Annotated in this window: 14 protein-coding genes; 8 read left to right on the plus strand and 6 right to left on the minus strand. The window is 66.7% G+C overall.

Features of this window, described 5'->3' with window-relative positions:
* Positions 1–104: 104 nt before the first annotated feature.
* From pheT to U1737_RS17650, 3 genes are all read left to right on the plus strand, one after another.
* Positions 105–2,621, plus strand: a complete 2,517-nt coding sequence (gene pheT, locus U1737_RS17640; protein WP_332797679.1) for a phenylalanine--tRNA ligase subunit beta — start codon at positions 105–107, stop codon at positions 2,619–2,621.
* Positions 2,622–2,795: 174 nt separating this feature from the next.
* Positions 2,796–3,680 carry an aldose 1-epimerase family protein gene (locus U1737_RS17645; protein ID WP_332797680.1) on the plus strand — a complete coding sequence of 295 codons (885 nt, stop codon included), beginning with the start codon at positions 2,796–2,798 and terminating at the stop codon, positions 3,678–3,680.
* A gap of 297 nt (positions 3,681–3,977) precedes the next feature.
* Positions 3,978–5,546: a peptide chain release factor 3 gene (locus U1737_RS17650; protein ID WP_332797681.1), complete on the plus strand. Its 1,569-nt coding sequence runs from the start codon at positions 3,978–3,980 to the stop codon at positions 5,544–5,546.
* A gap of 108 nt (positions 5,547–5,654) precedes the next feature.
* On the opposite strand, the gene U1737_RS17655 is transcribed toward U1737_RS17650, so the two are convergent.
* From U1737_RS17655 to rpmF, 5 genes are all read right to left on the minus strand, one after another.
* A complete protein-coding gene (locus tag U1737_RS17655; RefSeq protein WP_332797682.1) occupies positions 5,655–6,041 on the minus strand; it encodes a MerR family transcriptional regulator in 387 nt (128 codons plus the stop codon).
* Positions 6,042–6,049: 8 nt separating this feature from the next.
* Entirely contained in the window at positions 6,050–6,352 is a 303-nt protein-coding gene (locus U1737_RS17660; protein WP_432715106.1) for an integration host factor subunit alpha, read from the minus strand.
* A gap of 91 nt (positions 6,353–6,443) precedes the next feature.
* On the minus strand, positions 6,444–7,412 hold the full coding sequence (locus U1737_RS17665; RefSeq protein WP_332797683.1) for a beta-ketoacyl-ACP synthase III: 969 nt from the start codon (positions 7,410–7,412) through the stop codon (positions 6,444–6,446).
* Complete coding sequence (gene plsX / locus U1737_RS17670; RefSeq protein ID WP_248524566.1) at positions 7,409–8,437, minus strand: phosphate acyltransferase PlsX; 1,029 nt, start codon at positions 8,435–8,437, stop codon at positions 7,409–7,411. Before plsX ends, U1737_RS17665 begins: the two co-directional genes overlap by 4 nt.
* Before the next feature lie 35 nt (positions 8,438–8,472).
* A complete protein-coding gene (gene rpmF, locus U1737_RS17675) occupies positions 8,473–8,652 on the minus strand; it encodes a 50S ribosomal protein L32 (protein ID WP_128455117.1) in 180 nt (59 codons plus the stop codon).
* 225 nt (positions 8,653–8,877) lie between these two features.
* Here rpmF and U1737_RS17680 point away from each other — a divergent pair, with 225 nt between their 5' ends.
* A complete protein-coding gene (locus U1737_RS17680) occupies positions 8,878–9,321 on the plus strand; it encodes an MAPEG family protein (RefSeq protein ID WP_248524567.1) in 444 nt (147 codons plus the stop codon).
* Positions 9,318–10,943 carry a M28 family metallopeptidase gene (locus U1737_RS17685; RefSeq protein ID WP_332797684.1) on the plus strand — a complete coding sequence of 542 codons (1,626 nt, stop codon included), beginning with the start codon at positions 9,318–9,320 and terminating at the stop codon, positions 10,941–10,943. The genes U1737_RS17680 and U1737_RS17685 overlap by 4 nt, the downstream gene beginning before the upstream one ends.
* Positions 10,944–11,200: 257 nt before the next feature.
* Here the strand turns inward: U1737_RS17685 and U1737_RS17690 are convergent, their stop codons facing one another.
* Positions 11,201–11,860, minus strand: a complete 660-nt coding sequence (locus tag U1737_RS17690) for an MBL fold metallo-hydrolase (protein WP_248524570.1) — start codon at positions 11,858–11,860, stop codon at positions 11,201–11,203.
* Between the two features lie 56 nt (positions 11,861–11,916).
* Here U1737_RS17690 and pabB point away from each other — a divergent pair, with 56 nt between their 5' ends.
* The 3 genes from pabB to U1737_RS17705 all read left to right on the plus strand — a co-directional run bounded on the left by pabB (position 11,917) and on the right by U1737_RS17705 (position 15,443).
* Positions 11,917–13,701 (plus strand): aminodeoxychorismate synthase component I, encoded by a 1,785-nt coding sequence (gene pabB / locus U1737_RS17695; protein ID WP_332797685.1) that lies wholly within the window; start codon positions 11,917–11,919, stop codon positions 13,699–13,701.
* A gap of 51 nt (positions 13,702–13,752) precedes the next feature.
* Positions 13,753–14,952, plus strand: coding sequence for a pyridoxal phosphate-dependent aminotransferase (locus U1737_RS17700; RefSeq protein ID WP_332797686.1), 1,200 nt, complete (start codon positions 13,753–13,755; stop codon positions 14,950–14,952).
* Positions 14,953–15,296: 344 nt separating this feature from the next.
* Positions 15,297–15,443: a hypothetical protein gene (locus U1737_RS17705; protein ID WP_248524572.1), complete on the plus strand. Its 147-nt coding sequence runs from the start codon at positions 15,297–15,299 to the stop codon at positions 15,441–15,443.
* The last annotated feature ends 11 nt before the right edge of the window (positions 15,444–15,454 follow it).

A 15,454-nucleotide genomic window follows, 5' to 3' on the forward strand; every position in this document is an offset into this window, starting at 1 on the left:
AGCGAAAGCTGGGGTCTCCCCGTTGGCGAGCGCAGCAACAGCCCCGCAAAGACCCCAGCTTCCGCTGGGGTGACGGCAGTATCTTATATGACGGAAGCCTGGTCATGAAGTTCACCCTCAGTTGGCTCAAGCAGCACCTCGAAACTGAAGCCACGCTAGACCAGATCGTCGAGGCCCTCACCCGCATCGGCCTCGAAGTCGAAGGCGTCGAGAACCCCGGCGAAAAGCTCGCCGCGTTCAAGATCGCCAAGGTGCTCAGCGCCGAACGCCACCCGCAGGCCGACAAGCTCCAGATCCTGTCGGTCGACGCCGGCAACGGTCCGCTGCAGGTCGTCTGCGGCGCGCCTAACGCCCGCGCCGGCCTGGTCGGCGTGTTCGGCGCACCCGGCGCCTACGTCCCCGGCCTCGACGTGACGCTCAAGCTCGCCAGCATCCGCGGCGTCGAATCCAACGGCATGATGTGCTCGACGCGCGAATTGGAGCTCGGTGAAGATCACGACGGCATCATCGAACTCCCCGCCGACGCCCCGATCGGCACTGCCTACCCAGACTATGCCGGTCTCACCGACCCCGTCATCGACGTCGCGATCACCCCCAACCGCCAGGACTGCATGGGCGTCCGCGGCATCGCCCGAGACCTCGCGGCGGCAGGCCTCGGCACGCTCACCCCGCTGGTCATTCCCCCCCAGTCCGTCATCCCCACCCCCTCCGTCATCCCGGCGGACGCCGGGACCCAAGGTGCGGCAGGGGTAGACGGCGAACTCGATCCCCGCCCTCGCGGCAACGATGGAGCAAGGACCGGATCCGGACCCGACGTCCGCACCGACGACCCAGAAGGCTGCCCCGCCTTCTTCGCCCAAACCGTCACCGGCGTGACCAACGGCGAATCCCCCGAGTGGATGCGCCGCAGCCTCATCGCGATCGGCCAGAAGCCAATTTCCGCGCTCGTCGACATCACCAACTATCTGATGATCGACCTCGGCCGCCCGCTTCACGTCTACGACCGCGCGAAGCTCTCCAGCGGCCTCGTCGCGCGCAAGGCCAAGCCCGGCGAGCAGGTCGTCGCCCTCAACGGCAAGACCTACACGCTCGACGAAACCATGACCGTCATCGCCGACGACGCGGCCGTGCACGACATCGGCGGCATCATGGGCGGCGAGCATTCGGGCGTCTCCGCGGACACCACCGACGTGCTGATCGAATGCGCCTATTTCGATCCGGACCACATCGCCCGGACCGGCCAGAAGCTGACCCTCACCTCCGACGCGCGCAGCCGGTTCGAACGCGGCGTCGACCCGGCGTTCCTCGATGACGGCCTCGCGATCGCCACCGCGCTCGTCCTCCACATCTGCGGCGGCACGGCCAGCGAGGTCACCCGCTCGGGCGAACCCCCGCTCGAACCCCGCGTGATCCACTATGATCCGCGCCTCTGCGCAGACCTCGGTGGCCTCCACGTCGCCCCCGAACGCCAGGCGCGTACGCTGTTGTCGCTCGGCTTCACGATCGGCGCGATCAAGTCGGCTGATGCGTTCAGCGACGCGCTGTTCTCGACGATCGAGGGCAAATGGCCGGTCACGATCCCAACTTGGCGCCGCGACGTCGACGGCCCCGCCGACCTCGTCGAGGAAGTCGTCCGCATCGAAGGGATCGACTCGATCCCCTCGACACCGCTCCCCCGCATGCCCGGTGTCGCCAAGCCGACCGCCACGCCCGAGCAGAAGCTCGAACGTAGGGCACGCCGCGCAGCCGCAGCCCGAGGCCTCGACGAAGCGGTAACCTGGAGCTTCCTCTCCGACGCCGAAGCCGCCCCGTTCGGCGGCGGCGCCTGGACGCTCGGCAACCCGATCAGCGAAGACCTGAAGGTCATGCGCCCCTCGCTGCTCCCCGGCCTGCTCGCCGCGACCGGCCGCAACCTTAAGCGCGGCCAGCAGAGCGTCCGCCTGTTCGAGATCGGCCGCCGCTATCTGGCCGACGCCGAGCGCCCCACTCTGGGTGTGGTCCTTGCAGGCGACCGCCGGCCACGCGGTTGGCGCGACGGCAAGGCGGCAAGCTTCGACGCGTACGACGCGAAGGCCGAAGCCTTGGCTTTGCTCGCAGGCTCTGGCGCACCCGTAGACAATTTGCAGGTGATGGGGGAGGCTGGCGACGCTTGGCATCCCGGCCAGTCGGGCACGCTCCGCCTCGGGCCGAAGACGGTGCTGGCGAGCTTCGGTATGCTCCACCCGTCGGTGCTGAAGGCGTTCGACCTCGACGGTGCAGTCGCCGCGGTAGAAGTCTACCTCGATGCGATCCCGCCCAAGCGCGCGACCGGCTTCGCCCGCCCGGCCTACACGCCGCCAGCGCTGCAAGCCGTCCGCCGCGACTTCGCGTTCCTCGTGCCGGCAGCGCTCGCCACCGACACGCTCGTCCGCGCGGTCAAGGGCGCAGACAAGGTCGCGATCGTCTCGGCGCGCGTGTTCGACGTGTTCACCGGGCAGGGGGTCGAGGACGGCCACAAGTCGGTCGCGGTCGAGATCGTCCTGCAACCGACCGCGAAAAGCTTCACCGACGAAGAAATCAAGGCGATCGCCGACAAGGTGGTCGCAGCGGCAGCCAAGCAGGGCGCGAGCCTGAGGGGATAACGCTCCCCCCAAACACCACCCCGGCGAAGGCCGGGGCCCAAGTGGAAAGGCCAGCGTAACGCAGCGATGCGCGTGGTTGGCGACGTTTCCCAATTGGGCCCCGGCCTCCGCCGGGGTGGAATGGCGGTGAGCGTTTTAAAGCCTCGCGCGTTTGAGGCCCACGGAAGGAACCCCATGACCGATCTGATCACCATCGCCAACGACCACCTCACCGCGCAGATCAACCCGCACGGCGCAGAACTCACGCACCTCCACGACGCCGACGGCCGTGAGCTGATGACCAACGCCGACCCGGCCTATTGGACCGGCCATGCGCCGATCCTCTTCCCCGTCGTCGGCGTCGTCAACGAAGGCGTGATCCGGCTCGACGGCAAATCCTACCCGATGCAGAAGCACGGCTTCGCACGCCACTCGACCTTCGACGTCATCGCGCAGACCGAAACCTCCGCCACCTTCCGCCTCACCGACAGCGAAGAGACGCGCGCCGCCTACCCCTTCGCGTTCGCCCTCGACATCGTCTTCACGCTCGACGGCGCGACGCTCGGAATCGAGGCGCGCATCCACAACCGCACCGACGCGGCGATGCCGGCGAGCTTCGGCTTCCACCCCGCCTTCGCCTGGCCGCTCCCCTACGGCAAGCCGCGCGCTGACCACCGCATCACGTTCGACGCCGACGAACCCGGCAAGCTCAAGGCAATCAGCCCAGACGGCCAGATCGCCATCGACGGGCGCTCCTCGCCGGTAGAGGACCGCGTGATTGCCCTCCGCGACGAACTCTTCGCCAACGATGCGCTGGTCTGGGACCCGATTCATTCCGACTCCGTGACCTACGGCGCCAAGACCGGCCCGCAGTTGCGGATCGCCTTCCCCGACACGCCAAAGCTCGGCATCTGGACCAAGCCCGGCGCGGCCTATGTCTGCGTCGAGCCGTGGCACGGCATCGCCGACCCCGAAGGCTATACCGGCGACTACCGCGACAAACCCGGCGTGTTCGAGGTGGCTGCGGGCGACACGAAGCGCATCACCATGAGCGTGACGCTGGTGCCCGCCACCGTTTGAACCAAATGCATCAGACTCTGCGATCCTCCCCCGCCAGAGGGAGGTGGCTGGCGTTCGCCAGACGGAGGGGGAGGTAAGGGAAACCTTACGTTCCGTGTCCTCCCCCTCCGTCACCTTCGGTGCCACCTCCCCCTGGCGGGGGAGGGCATCGTGGTGAAACTCTATCCTAAACTCGGTGCTGTGAAGGCCGCCCCTCTGTCCTCCGCGCCCTGCATCTGCCAAGAGCAGCGCCATGACCGCCGTTGACCCGGCCCACCCTTCTTCCCGAGCCCAGACTCGGCTCACCGGACCCACGCCATGACCCAATTCCCCCGCCGCACCTTCGCGATCATCTCGCATCCCGACGCCGGCAAGACCACGCTCACCGAGAAGCTCCTCTATTTCGGCGGCGCGATCCATCTCGCCGGCGAGGTCAAGGCGCGCGGCCAGACCCGCCGCGCCCGTTCCGACTGGATGAAGATCGAGCAGCAGCGCGGGATCTCGGTCACCTCGTCGGTGATGACGTTCGAGCGCCAGGGGATCACCTTCAACCTGCTCGACACGCCGGGCCACGAGGACTTCTCCGAGGACACCTACCGCACGCTCACGGCAGTCGACTCGGCCGTCATGGTGATCGACGCCGCCAAGGGCATCGAGCCGCAGACGCGAAAGCTGTTCGAGGTCTGTCGCCTGCGCAACGTGCCGATCATCACCTTCGTCAACAAGGTCGATCGCGAGGGGCGCGACCCGTTCTCGCTGCTCGACGAGGTGGCCGAGATGCTCCAGCTCGACGTCTGCCCGATGAGCTGGCCGGTCGGCATGGGCGGTGAATTCGAAGGCGTGTACGATCTCTACGCCAACACGCTGAGCCGCCCCGAAGGCGACAGCCGCGAGTTCATGGGCAAGGCGATCCCGTTCACCGGCATCGACGATCCCGAACTCGCCAAGATCCTCAGCCCCGAAGCGATGATCCGCCTGAACGACGAGGCCGAACTCGCCCAAGGCGGCTATTCGAGCTTCGACCCCGAGGCGTACCGCGCGGGCAACTTGACCCCCGTCTATTTCGGCTCGGCTCTCAAGGACTTCGGTGTCGCCGAACTGATCGGTGCGCTCGCCGACTACGCCCCGCCACCGCGCGCGCAACCCGCCGAGCCCGCGCCCATCTCGCCGGACGAGCCCGAAGTCACCGGCTTCGTGTTCAAGGTGCAGGCCAACATGGACCCCAACCACCGCGACCGTATCGCGTTCATGCGGCTATGCTCCGGCGTCTTCAAGCGCGGCATGAAGCTCACGCCCACCGGCCACGGCAAGCCGATCGCGGTCCATTCGCCAATCCTGTTCTTCGCGCAGAACCGCGAACTGGCGGACGAGGCATTCCCCGGCGACATCATCGGCATCCCCAACCACGGCACGCTCCGGGTCGGCGACACGCTCAGCGAAAAGGCGGCGATCCGCTTCACCGGCCTACCCAACTTCGCGCCCGAAATCCTGCGCCGCGTCGTGCTCAAGGACTTCACCAAGACCAAGCAGTTGCGCAAAGCGCTCGACGACATGGCCGAGGAGGGGGTGACACAGGTGTTCTACCCCGACATCGGCTCGAACTGGATCATCGGCGTGGTCGGACAATTGCAGCTCGAAGTGCTGCTCTCGCGGCTCGACGCGGAGTACAAGGTCGCCGCCGGGCTCGAACCCGCGCCGTACGAGACCGCCCGCTGGATTTCCGCGGAAGACCCGCTGGAACTCAAGACCTTCGCCGAGATCAACCGCGGCGCGATGGCCAAGGATCGCGACGGCAACCCCGTCTTCCTCGCCAAAAGCGCGTGGGAAGTGAACTATATCGCCGAGCGCTATGCGAAGATCCGGTTCGCTGCCACGCGCGAGCGCTAAGCCCCCCGTCATGCCGGGCTCGTTCCGGCATCCACGGTTCGGCACAATCGAGAGACGTGAGTGCGCGGCACGGTGGACCCCGGAACAAGCCCGGGGTGACGTGGAATGTTAGTCCGCGGCCAAAGCTTCGGCGAGCATATCGCGGATCGCCCGCAGGGCGGTCATCGGCGACTCTGCGGTCGCGACGATCTCGCTAGGCCCCGGTATCCTGGCACCGGACTTCTCCCCCGCCAGCAGCTGCTGGACGCCGCGGACGGTATAGCCTTCACGATTGAGATACTGGTCGATCCGGCGGACCAGCGCGACGTCCTCGGCGCGGTAATAGCGCCGGTTGCCTGCACGTTGCAGGGGGCGGAGTTGCGGGAACCGCGTCTCCCAATAGCGCAGTATATGCTGCGGCAACGCCAGGTCGCGCGACAGTTCGCCGATCGTCCGAAACGCCGCACTGGCCTTTTGCCCCCCGGCATCGGGCCGTGCGTCGTCGGCATCAGGCATGTCGGGCGTCAGTCGGCACCGACGATGCGTTCCCGCATCATCTGGCTTGCGCGGAACGTCAACACGCGGCGCGGTGCGATCGGCACTTCGATCCCGGTCTTGGGGTTGCGGCCGATGCGCTCACCCTTGTCGCGCAGCACGAACGTCCCGAACCCGGAGATCTTAACGTTTTCACCCTGCGACAGCGCGCCACACATTTCGGCAAGGATCTGCTCGACGATCTTCGAGGAATCCGAGCGCGACAGCCCGACTTCCTTGTGGAGAGATTCAGCCAGATCGGCCCGTGTCAAAGTACCCGTCGTCATGTTCATCAAGCTCCCACACTCGGCGAACCTCCTACACAAGCGCGAAGGGGACCGGAAGAAGTTTTGTTCTACAAGCGAATCGAGATTTTCGCCAGAATTAGAACCGGATAACCGCGGCGCCCCAGGTAAAACCGCCGCCCATCGCCTCGAGCACGACGATCTGCCCCTGCTGGATGCGTCCATCGCGGACCGCGACGTCCAAAGCCAGCGGTACGGAGGCGGCCGACGTGTTCGCGTGCTGGTCGACGGTGACCACGACTTTGGCAGGGGCGAGCCCCAACTTCCGCGCGGTCGCATCGAGGATGCGGGCGTTCGCCTGATGCGGCACGACCCAGTCGACCTGATCCGCGTCGAGCCCGGCCATCGCCAGCGACTCGGTCATCACCGAGGCTAGGTTGGTGACCGCATGGCGGAACACCTCGCGACCCTTCATGCGAAGCTTGCCGACGGTGCCGGTCGTCGAGACGCCGCCGTCGACATAGAGAAGTTCGTTGTGCCGGCCATCGGCGTGCAGCTTGGTCGTGAGAATGCCGCGACCGCCTTCATCGGCGGTGTCCTGCGCCTCCAGCACGATCGCGCCGGCGCCGTCGCCGAACAGCACGCAGGTCGTCCGGTCTTCCCAGTCGAGGATGCGGCTGAACGTCTCGGCGCCGATCACCAGCGCGCGCTTGGCGACGCCGCTGCGGATCATGCTGTCCACCACCTGCACCGCGTAGAGGAAGCCCGAGCAGACCGCGGCGACGTCGAACGCGACGCAGTCGTCGATCCCGAGCATCGCCTGCACCTTGGTGGCGCTCGACGGGAAGGTCTGGTCGGGGGTCGCGGTGGCGAGCACGATCAGGTCGATGCTCTGCGCCTCGATCCCGGCTGCGGCCAAAGCGGCGCGGCACGCGTCGGCGGCGAGCGTTGCGGTCGTCTCGCCTTCGCCGGCGATGTGGCGGAAGCGGATGCCGGTGCGCTCGACGATCCACTCGTCGCTGGTGTCGACCTGTTCCGCGAGTTCCGCATTCGAGACGCGACGCGCGGGCAGGGCGGAGCCGGTACCGATGACGACCGAACGGATCATGCCGCCTTCTCCACGCTGCCGAGATCGTCGGCGATGCGCCGGATCAGATCGTTGCGGACCATCTTGGCGGCATTGCCGATCGCGGTCGCGACGCCGCGATCGGTCGCGCCACCGTGACTCTTCACGACGATGCCGTTGAGGCCAAGGAATACCGCGCCGTTGTGATTGTTGGGATCGAGGTGATCGCGCAGCAATTCGGTCGCGGGGCGTGAGATCAGGAAGCCGAGTTTCGAGCGGACCGAACTGCGGAACGCGCGCTTGAGCAGGTCGGCGACGAATCGCGCGGTGCCCTCGGCGGTCTTCAGCGCGATGTTGCCCGAGAAGCCGTCGCACACGACCACGTCGACTTCGCCGCGCGACAGTCGGTCGCCCTCGATGAAGCCGTTGAACTGCATGTCGACCGCTGGGGTCGCCCGCAATTGCGCGGCTGCATCGCGGATCTCGTCCGTGCCCTTCATGTCTTCGCTGCCGATATTTAGCAGCGCCACACGAGGATGCGGGATGTCGAGTGCGGTGCGCGCATAGGCGGCGCCCATGATTGCGAACTGGACAAGGTTTCGCGCATCGCACTCGGTGTTCGCGCCGAGGTCGAGCATGACCATGTCGGTATCGCCCAGCGTCGGCAGACGCGCCGCGAGTGCCGGCCGGTCGATCCCGGGCAGCATCCGCAACGACAGCTTCGCCATCGCCATCAGCGCGCCGGTATTGCCCGACGACACTGCGGCGGCGGCGCGACCCTGTTTCACCAGGTCGATCGCGACGCCCATCGAGGTCTTCTTTGCGCGGCGAATCGCCTGGGTCGGCTTTTCGCTCGACCCAACGACTTCCGGCGCGTGGACGATCTCCGAATGCTGCGACAGGTTCGGATGAGCCTTGAGCCCCTCGCGAATCGCAGCTTCGTCGCCGACCAGCAGGAAGCGCATACCCTCGAATTGATGACGCGCGAGCGCAACACCGGCGAGCATCACTGCCAGCCCGTCATCGCCACCCATCGCGTCGACCGCGATCCAGCCGCTGTCGGGCATTGCCTATCCTTCGTTCAAGCTAGAGGCTTTGGACCTCAACCCTCGACCGAGAGGATTTCACGACCATTGTAATGGCCGCACGAGCCGCAGAGGTTGTGCGGGCGCTTCAGTTCGCCGCAGTTCGGGCATTCCTGGAACGACGCGATCGTGAGCGAGTCGTGGCCACGGCGCATGCCGCGCTTGGAGGGCGAGGTTTTTCTTTTGGGGACGGCCATTTCGGCACCTTGTTCAATCTAAAGGTCGGGGCTCCGAGTACGCCCGGACACGGAACTCGGCAACCGACATGAATGCCGGCCGCCTGAAGCAACCCATGCGGCCTGACGCTCGCGAAGCGTGGGGCTATAGCGATTTCGTCCCGCGTTGCAAGCTTTCGCCCCCGCGTTGCAACCATTGGGCGCGAGTGGCAGGACCCGGTCCGACACTGAACGAGGGGCAACGCCGTGATATTACCCGTGACACTGACGATCGCAGCGGCCGCGGCCGTCGTCAATCTGTGGCTCGCTTTCCGAATCGTGCCGATCCGGGTGAAGGACAAGGTGCTGCTGGGCGATAACGGCAATGCGCTGTTGCAGGGGCGGATGCGCGCGCATGCGAACTTCACCGAATATGCGCCGTTCATCCTGATCCTGCTGGGATTGATCGAACTCGCCGGCGGATCGACGATGTGGCTGTGGATCGCGGGCGTCGTGTTCGTGATCGCGCGCGTTGCGCATGCATTCGGGATGGACCGCGCGACATCGAGCGTGCCGCGCGCCGGCGGAATCCTCGGCACGTGGGCGGTGCTTGCGCTGCTCGCAGGCTGGGCGCTGACGATCGCGTATCAGGCTAACAGCGTACCGGCCGCCAAGACCTTTCAGGTCGTGCCGTCGGGTGGCCGGGCATGAGCGCGCTTCGCTTCCTTCCCGCCGTGGCCCTTTTGGCGGCATGCCCTGCCGTGGCGCAGGTCTCGCCCGAGCGATTGTCTGCTGATGTGAAAACGCTGGCCTCCGATGCGTTCGAGGGGCGGGCGCCAGGTACGCCGGGTGAGAGCAAGACGATCGCCTGGCTGATCGCGCAGTTCAAGGCGATGAAGGCACAGCCCGGCGGGCCGAACGGCAACTGGACGCAGCCCGTCCCGCTCGTCCACACCCGGATGGGTTCTGGCACTGTCCGCGCTGGCGATACCGCGCTGGTGCAGGGGCGTGACGTCTATCTCAGTACCGTCCGTGGCGTCGATCGCGTCGCCATCGCGGGCGCGCCGATGGTGTTCGTCGGCTACGGCGTCAGCGCGCCCGAGCGCGGCTGGGACGACTTCAAGGGGCTCGACCTGACGGGCAAGGTCGCGGTGTTCCTCGTCAACGATCCCGATTTCGAAGCGGTCGCGGGCGACGATGCGAAGGGCAAGTTCGGCGACCGCCGGATGACCTATTACGGCCGCTGGACGTACAAATACGAGGAAGCCGCGCGACGTGGTGCGGTGGCGGCGCTGATCGTCCACGACACGCCGGGGGCGGGCTATGGCTGGAGCACGGTGACCGCCCCGGCCGGCGAGAATTACGACATTGTGCGAAAAGACCCCGAATCGCGGGTGATGCTGCAAGGCTGGCTCGAGGGTGGCGCGGCGACTCGGTTGTTCGCAGCCTCAGGCCTTGATCTGGCAGCGATGCGCAAAGCGGCGCGGCGGAGCGATTTCCGCCCGGTCGCGCTGAAGCAGGCGTTCACCACCGACCTGCCGGTGAAGCATGACACCGCCGTAAGCCAGAACGTGCTGGCCAAGCTGCCGGGCACCAAGCACGCGGACGAAGTGGTTATGTTCGGCGCGCACTGGGACGCGTACGGCATCGGCGCGCCCGACGCGCAGGGACGGACGATCCGACCCGGCGCGAACGACGACGGGCTCGGCGTGGCGGGTGTGCTCGAACTCGCACGCACCTTCGCCAAGGCGCCGCGGACCGACCGCAGCCTCGTCTTCGCGCTGTGGAGCGGCGAGGAGCGCGGGTTGCTAGGGTCGGAAACCTATGCGGTGAACCCGGTCTATCCGGCGGCGAAGACGGTCGCCAACCTGACGCTCGACATCCTCCAGACGGCTGGCCCTGCAAAGGACGTCATGCTCGTCGGGGCAGGGCAGAACAATCTCGAGGATATGCTGGGTGACGCTGCAAAGGCCCAAGGCCGCGTCGTAACCCCCGAAGCCCTTCCTGAACGCGGGCTGTTCTACCGCGCCGATCATTTCTCGGTCGCGCGACGCGGCGTGCCGACGCTGCTGCTGATGGCGATCAGCGGCGCGCCCGACCTGGTCAAGGGCGGCCGAACCGCGGGGCAGGCTTGGCTCGACGGCTATATGAAATGCTATCACCAGACCTGCGACGCCTGGGGCGCGGACTGGGACTTCCGCGGTGCGGCGCAGGACGTCGGGCTGTTCCAGACGATCGGCACGAATCTGGCGAACAGCCGGGCGTGGCCCGAATGGCGCGACGGGTCGGAGTTCAAGTCGGTGCGGGCTGAGACGGCGGGCGAGCGGAAGTAGGCGCCCCCCCCCCCCCCGCAACCACCCCGGCGAAGGCCGGGGCCCAATTGGGGGACGAAGTTTGGCGTCGGCCGCGCTCCGTTACTGCAACCTTTCCAGTTGGGCCCCGGCCTTTGCCGGGGTGGAGTAACGTCTCGGTCGCGCTTCTATCTTGTCTCGTTCTCCCGCGAAGGCGGGAGCCCAGGGTTACGGGCGCTATCGCTTGGTATCCTGGACCCCCGCCTTCGCGGGGGAACGGATAGTGCCGCGAGCGGACGTTACGCCGCCAAAGCTCGATCGCTCACGAACATATTCGTCGCCCGTTCATGCGCGAATGTGCTCGCCGGCCCATGCCCCGGGATGAAGCTCGTATCGCTCCCCAGCGGCCACAATTTCTCGACGATCGACTTCACCAGCGTCTGATGGTTCCCCCCAGGCATGTCCGAACGCCCGACCGACCCCTGGAACAACACGTCCCCAACCTGCGCGAACTTCGACGGCGCGTGGTGGAATATCACGTGACCCTCGGTATGCCCCGGCGTCTCGTACACGTCGAGAACGAGGTCCCCGACCGACACCGTATCGCCCTCGACCAACCACCGGTCCGGCTCGAAATTCACGCCGGAAATCCCGTATTTCGGCCCGTCCTGATCGAGCCGCTGCAACCAGAAGCGATCCGCCTCGTGCGGGCCCTCGATCGGCACGCCGAGATCGTTCGACAGCCGCTTGGCACCACCGGCATGATCGATATGGCCGTGCGTCAGCAGGATCTTCTCGACCGTCACCCCCGCCTGTTCGACCGCCGCCATGATCCGTGGCAGGTCGCCACCCGGATCGATCACCGCGGCCTTCATCGTCGCGGTGCACCAGAGGATCGTGCAGTTCTGCTGGATCGGCGTAACCGGCACGATCGCAGCGCGGAGTGGTGGATTTGTCATGGCCCCGAAATAGGATAGCGCGTCGGTCGGAGCAATCGCCGCTTGCGGTTTGCCCCATGCCCCGTGCAACAGTCGCGGCGATGTGGACTGCGCCCTTCGTTTTGCTCGATGACGCCCGCGTGGGGGGCGCTCCTGCACGATTGTACCGCGACCCGGTCCGGATCGTCCGCGCCGATACGCTCGCCGAGGTACGCCCGGCGCTCGACGCGTTGAGAGATGCCCGCGCGGAAGGACTGCACGCTGCCGGATACCTCACCTACGAAGCCGGCGCCGCACTCTCCTCGAAGCCAATCGACGTCCGCGCCGAGGGGCCGCTGCTCTGGTTCGGCCTGTTCGCCGACTACAAGACGATAGCGCCCGAAGACGTCGCCGCGTTGCTCCCCGACCCCGCCGGCGCGTGGACCGGCGCTCCCAAGCCGCTGATCGACCGCGAAACCTACGACGCGAGCCTGTCGCGCGTGCTCGACCTGATCGCGGCGGGCGACATCTACCAGGCGAACCTCACCTTCGCCGCCAGCGTGCCCTTCGTCGGCGATCCGCTCGCGCTGTACGCCCGGCTGCGGCGGCAGGCGAAGGCGGGCTATGGCGCGCTGATCGACACCGGCGAGACGCGCTTCCTGTCGCTGTCGCCCGAACTCTTCTTCGCGCTCGACGGCGACACGCTCACCTGCCGCCCGATGAAGGGCACCGCGCAGCGAGGCGAAACGCCCGACGCCGATCGCGCACTCGCCGAGGCACTGGCGGCCGACCCCAAACAGCGCGCCGAAAACCTCATGATCGTGGACCTGATGCGCAACGACCTGTCGCGCGTCGCCACAAAGGTCGCGGTCCCCGACCTATTCACTGTCGAGACCTATCCGACCGTCCACCAGATGACCTCGACCGTCACCGCGACGCTAAAACCCGATTGCGACGCGGTCGACGTGCTGACCGCGCTGTTCCCGTGCGGATCGATCACCGGCGCGCCCAAACAGCGCGCGATGGAGGTCATCGCCGAGGTCGAGCACGCGCGCGTCCGCAGCATCTACACTGGCGCGATCGGCCGCCTCGATCCGAACGGCGACGCGATCTTCAACGTCGCGATCCGTACGCTCGCCATCAGGGACGGCGCGGCGATGATGAGTCTCGGCTCGGGGATCGTCGCCGACAGCGACGCGGACGCGGAATGGGCGGAATGCCACGCCAAGGGCGCGTTCGTCAACGCGGGCCAGCGCCCCTTCGACCTGATCGAGACGATGGCGTTCGATTCCGACGAAGGCCTGACCCGCCTCGAAGCGCATCTCGCGCGGATGAAGGAGAGTGCCGAGGCGCTCGGCTTCACCTTCGACCGCCATACTGCGCGCAACGAGCTGCAGGCGGCGACCTTCCGGTTGCGCGGACCCCGCCGCATCCGCCTGTTGCTGAGCCCGTCGGGGGCGATCGCGATCGAATCCGCGCCACTGCCGCAGTCCCCCGCGCAGGCGACTGTTACGATCGTCCCCTTGCCGGTCGCCGCCGCCGACTTCCGCCTGCGTCACAAGACGTCCGCGCGCGGCTTCTACGACGATGCGCGCCACGCGGCCGGCACGTTCGAGGTACTGTTCGAGGACGCGGACGGCTTCCTCACAGAAGGCAGCTTCACCTCGCTGTTCGTCCAGCGTGAAACACTCCTTGTGACGCCGCCGCTACGGAATGGTCTGCTCCCGGGCATCTTCCGCGCCGAACTCCTCGATTCGGGCCGGGCCATCGAGGCTCAGGTCACCCGCGCGGACCTCGCAGGCGGATTCTGCGTCGGAAATGCGGTTCGCGGGTTGATTCCGGCCATCGTTACGGTTGCGAATTCGGCTAAGCGGAGCGTATAGCCCGCGCGAATTCCGCGGCCCGAAACTGCGGACAACCGCAAAGGTTCCATCATGCACGCATCCGCCGCGCTCGGTCGCATCAGCCCTTCGCCGACGCTCGCGATCACCAGCCGCGTCCTCGAACTGAAGCGCGCAGGCGTCGATGTGATCGGCCTCGGTGCGGGCGAACCCGATTTCGACACGCCGGACTTCGTCAAAGAGGCCGCGATCCAGGCGATCCGCGACGGCAAGACCAAATACACCAACGTCGACGGCACGATCGAGCTGAAGCAGGCGATCGTCGCCAAGTTCGCGCGCGACAACGGGCTGACGTACACCACCGACCAGATCAGCGTGAACGTCGGCGGCAAGCACACCCTGTTCAACGCGATGGTCGCGACGATCGATCCGGGCGATGAGGTCGTCATCCCCGCGCCGTACTGGGTGAGCTATCCCGATGTCGTCCAGTTTGCGGGCGGCGTCCCCGTCATCGTCAAGGCGGGCCCGGAGGTCAGCTACAAGCTCGATCCGGCCGCGCTCGACGCCGCGATCACGCCGAAGACCAAGTGGGTGATCCTCAACTCGCCATCGAACCCGACCGGGGCCGGCTACACGATCGACGAACTGAAGGCGCTCGGCGCGGTGCTGGCGAAGCATCCGCACGTGTGGATCTTCGCCGACGATATGTACGAGCACATCGTCTATGACGGTTTCAAGTTCGCGACCATCGCCGAGGCCTGCCCCGAGCTGTTCGAGCGTACGCTGACCGTCAACGGCTGCTCGAAGGCCTATGCGATGACCGGCTGGCGGATCGGCTATGCCGGCGGTGCGGCGTGGCTGATCAAGGCGATGGCCAAGCTCCAGTCGCAGTCGACCTCGAACCCGTGCTCGATCGCGCAGGCAGCGGCGGTAGCGGCGCTCAACGGCGACCAGTCGTTCCTCGCCGAGCGCAACACCGCGTTCCAGGGCCGTCGCGATCTCGTGGTCAAGATGCTCAACGAGATCGACGGCATGCACTGCCCGACGCCCGAGGGTGCGTTCTACGTCTATCCGTCCTTCGCCGAGCTGATCGGCAAGACGACGCCAAACGGCCGCCTGATCGACACCGACGAGGCGATGGTCGGTTATCTGCTCGACGACGCCAAGGTGGCGGTCGTGCAGGGCGCCGCGTTCGGTCTCAGCCCCGCGTTCCGGATCAGCTATGCGACGTCCGACGCGCTGCTCCGCGAGGCGTGCACGCGCATCCAGACGGCCTGCGCCGCGCTGAAGTGACAAACGATCCTCCCCCGCCAGGGGGGGGGGCGCGAAGCGACGGAGGGGGCGGATACGGAACAGCGGTCGTCGCTGACCTCCCCCTTCGTCTGGCAAGTGCCAGCCACCCCCCCCTTGCGGGGGAGGATCGCAAGGTTCGCGCAACATTCGAGACACGCGGCGACATCTCCCGGCAATCCTGCCGGGCGATCCCTGCTGCACGATGAACGCATCGGCCACGGCGCGTTAATCGAGAGTTTCTAAAAACGACATTGTGGTTGTCCGGCATCTCTACGACATGCCGGTACGTAGCTGACACCGGCCCACCGGTCGGTGTCGTCACTTGGTTTCATTGGGATCGCATCATGCGCAGCATCGTAAAGTCGAGTTTCTTCTGGCAGTTCAGCGGCGGTTTCGTCCTCGGCGCCATCGGCTTGCTCGCGCTCCAGCCCGCAGAGGCGCGCCAGACCTTCGCCAGCCATTTCGAACACAGCGCGTCCACGAGCCGCTAATCTTGCGCGCG

Origin of the sequence: Sphingomonas fucosidasi (genome assembly GCF_036663855.1) — a bacterium.
In the GTDB taxonomy this organism is placed as follows: domain Bacteria; phylum Pseudomonadota; class Alphaproteobacteria; order Sphingomonadales; family Sphingomonadaceae; genus Sphingomonas; species Sphingomonas faeni_B.

Bases quoted from the DNA above. Each gene is read 5' to 3' on its own strand.
- pheT (WP_332797679.1), top strand. From the start codon at position 105: ATGAAGTTCACCCTCAGTTGGCTCAAGCAGCACCTCGAAACTGAAGCC.
- U1737_RS17645 (WP_332797680.1), top strand. From the start codon at position 2,796: ATGACCGATCTGATCACCATCGCCAACGACCACCTCACCGCGCAGATC.
- U1737_RS17650 (WP_332797681.1), top strand. From the start codon at position 3,978: ATGACCCAATTCCCCCGCCGCACCTTCGCGATCATCTCGCATCCCGAC.
- U1737_RS17655 (WP_332797682.1), bottom strand. From the start codon at position 6,041: ATGCCTGATGCCGACGACGCACGGCCCGATGCCGGGGGGCAAAAGGCC.
- U1737_RS17660 (WP_432715106.1), bottom strand. From the start codon at position 6,352: ATGAACATGACGACGGGTACTTTGACACGGGCCGATCTGGCTGAATCT.
- U1737_RS17665 (WP_332797683.1), bottom strand. From the start codon at position 7,412: ATGATCCGTTCGGTCGTCATCGGTACCGGCTCCGCCCTGCCCGCGCGT.
- plsX (WP_248524566.1), bottom strand. From the start codon at position 8,437: ATGCCCGACAGCGGCTGGATCGCGGTCGACGCGATGGGTGGCGATGAC.
- rpmF (WP_128455117.1), bottom strand. From the start codon at position 8,652: ATGGCCGTCCCCAAAAGAAAAACCTCGCCCTCCAAGCGCGGCATGCGC.
- U1737_RS17685 (WP_332797684.1), top strand. From the start codon at position 9,318: ATGAGCGCGCTTCGCTTCCTTCCCGCCGTGGCCCTTTTGGCGGCATGC.
- U1737_RS17690 (WP_248524570.1), bottom strand. From the start codon at position 11,860: ATGACAAATCCACCACTCCGCGCTGCGATCGTGCCGGTTACGCCGATC.
- pabB (WP_332797685.1), top strand. From the start codon at position 11,917: ATGCCCCGTGCAACAGTCGCGGCGATGTGGACTGCGCCCTTCGTTTTG.
- U1737_RS17700 (WP_332797686.1), top strand. From the start codon at position 13,753: ATGCACGCATCCGCCGCGCTCGGTCGCATCAGCCCTTCGCCGACGCTC.
- U1737_RS17705 (WP_248524572.1), top strand. From the start codon at position 15,297: ATGCGCAGCATCGTAAAGTCGAGTTTCTTCTGGCAGTTCAGCGGCGGT.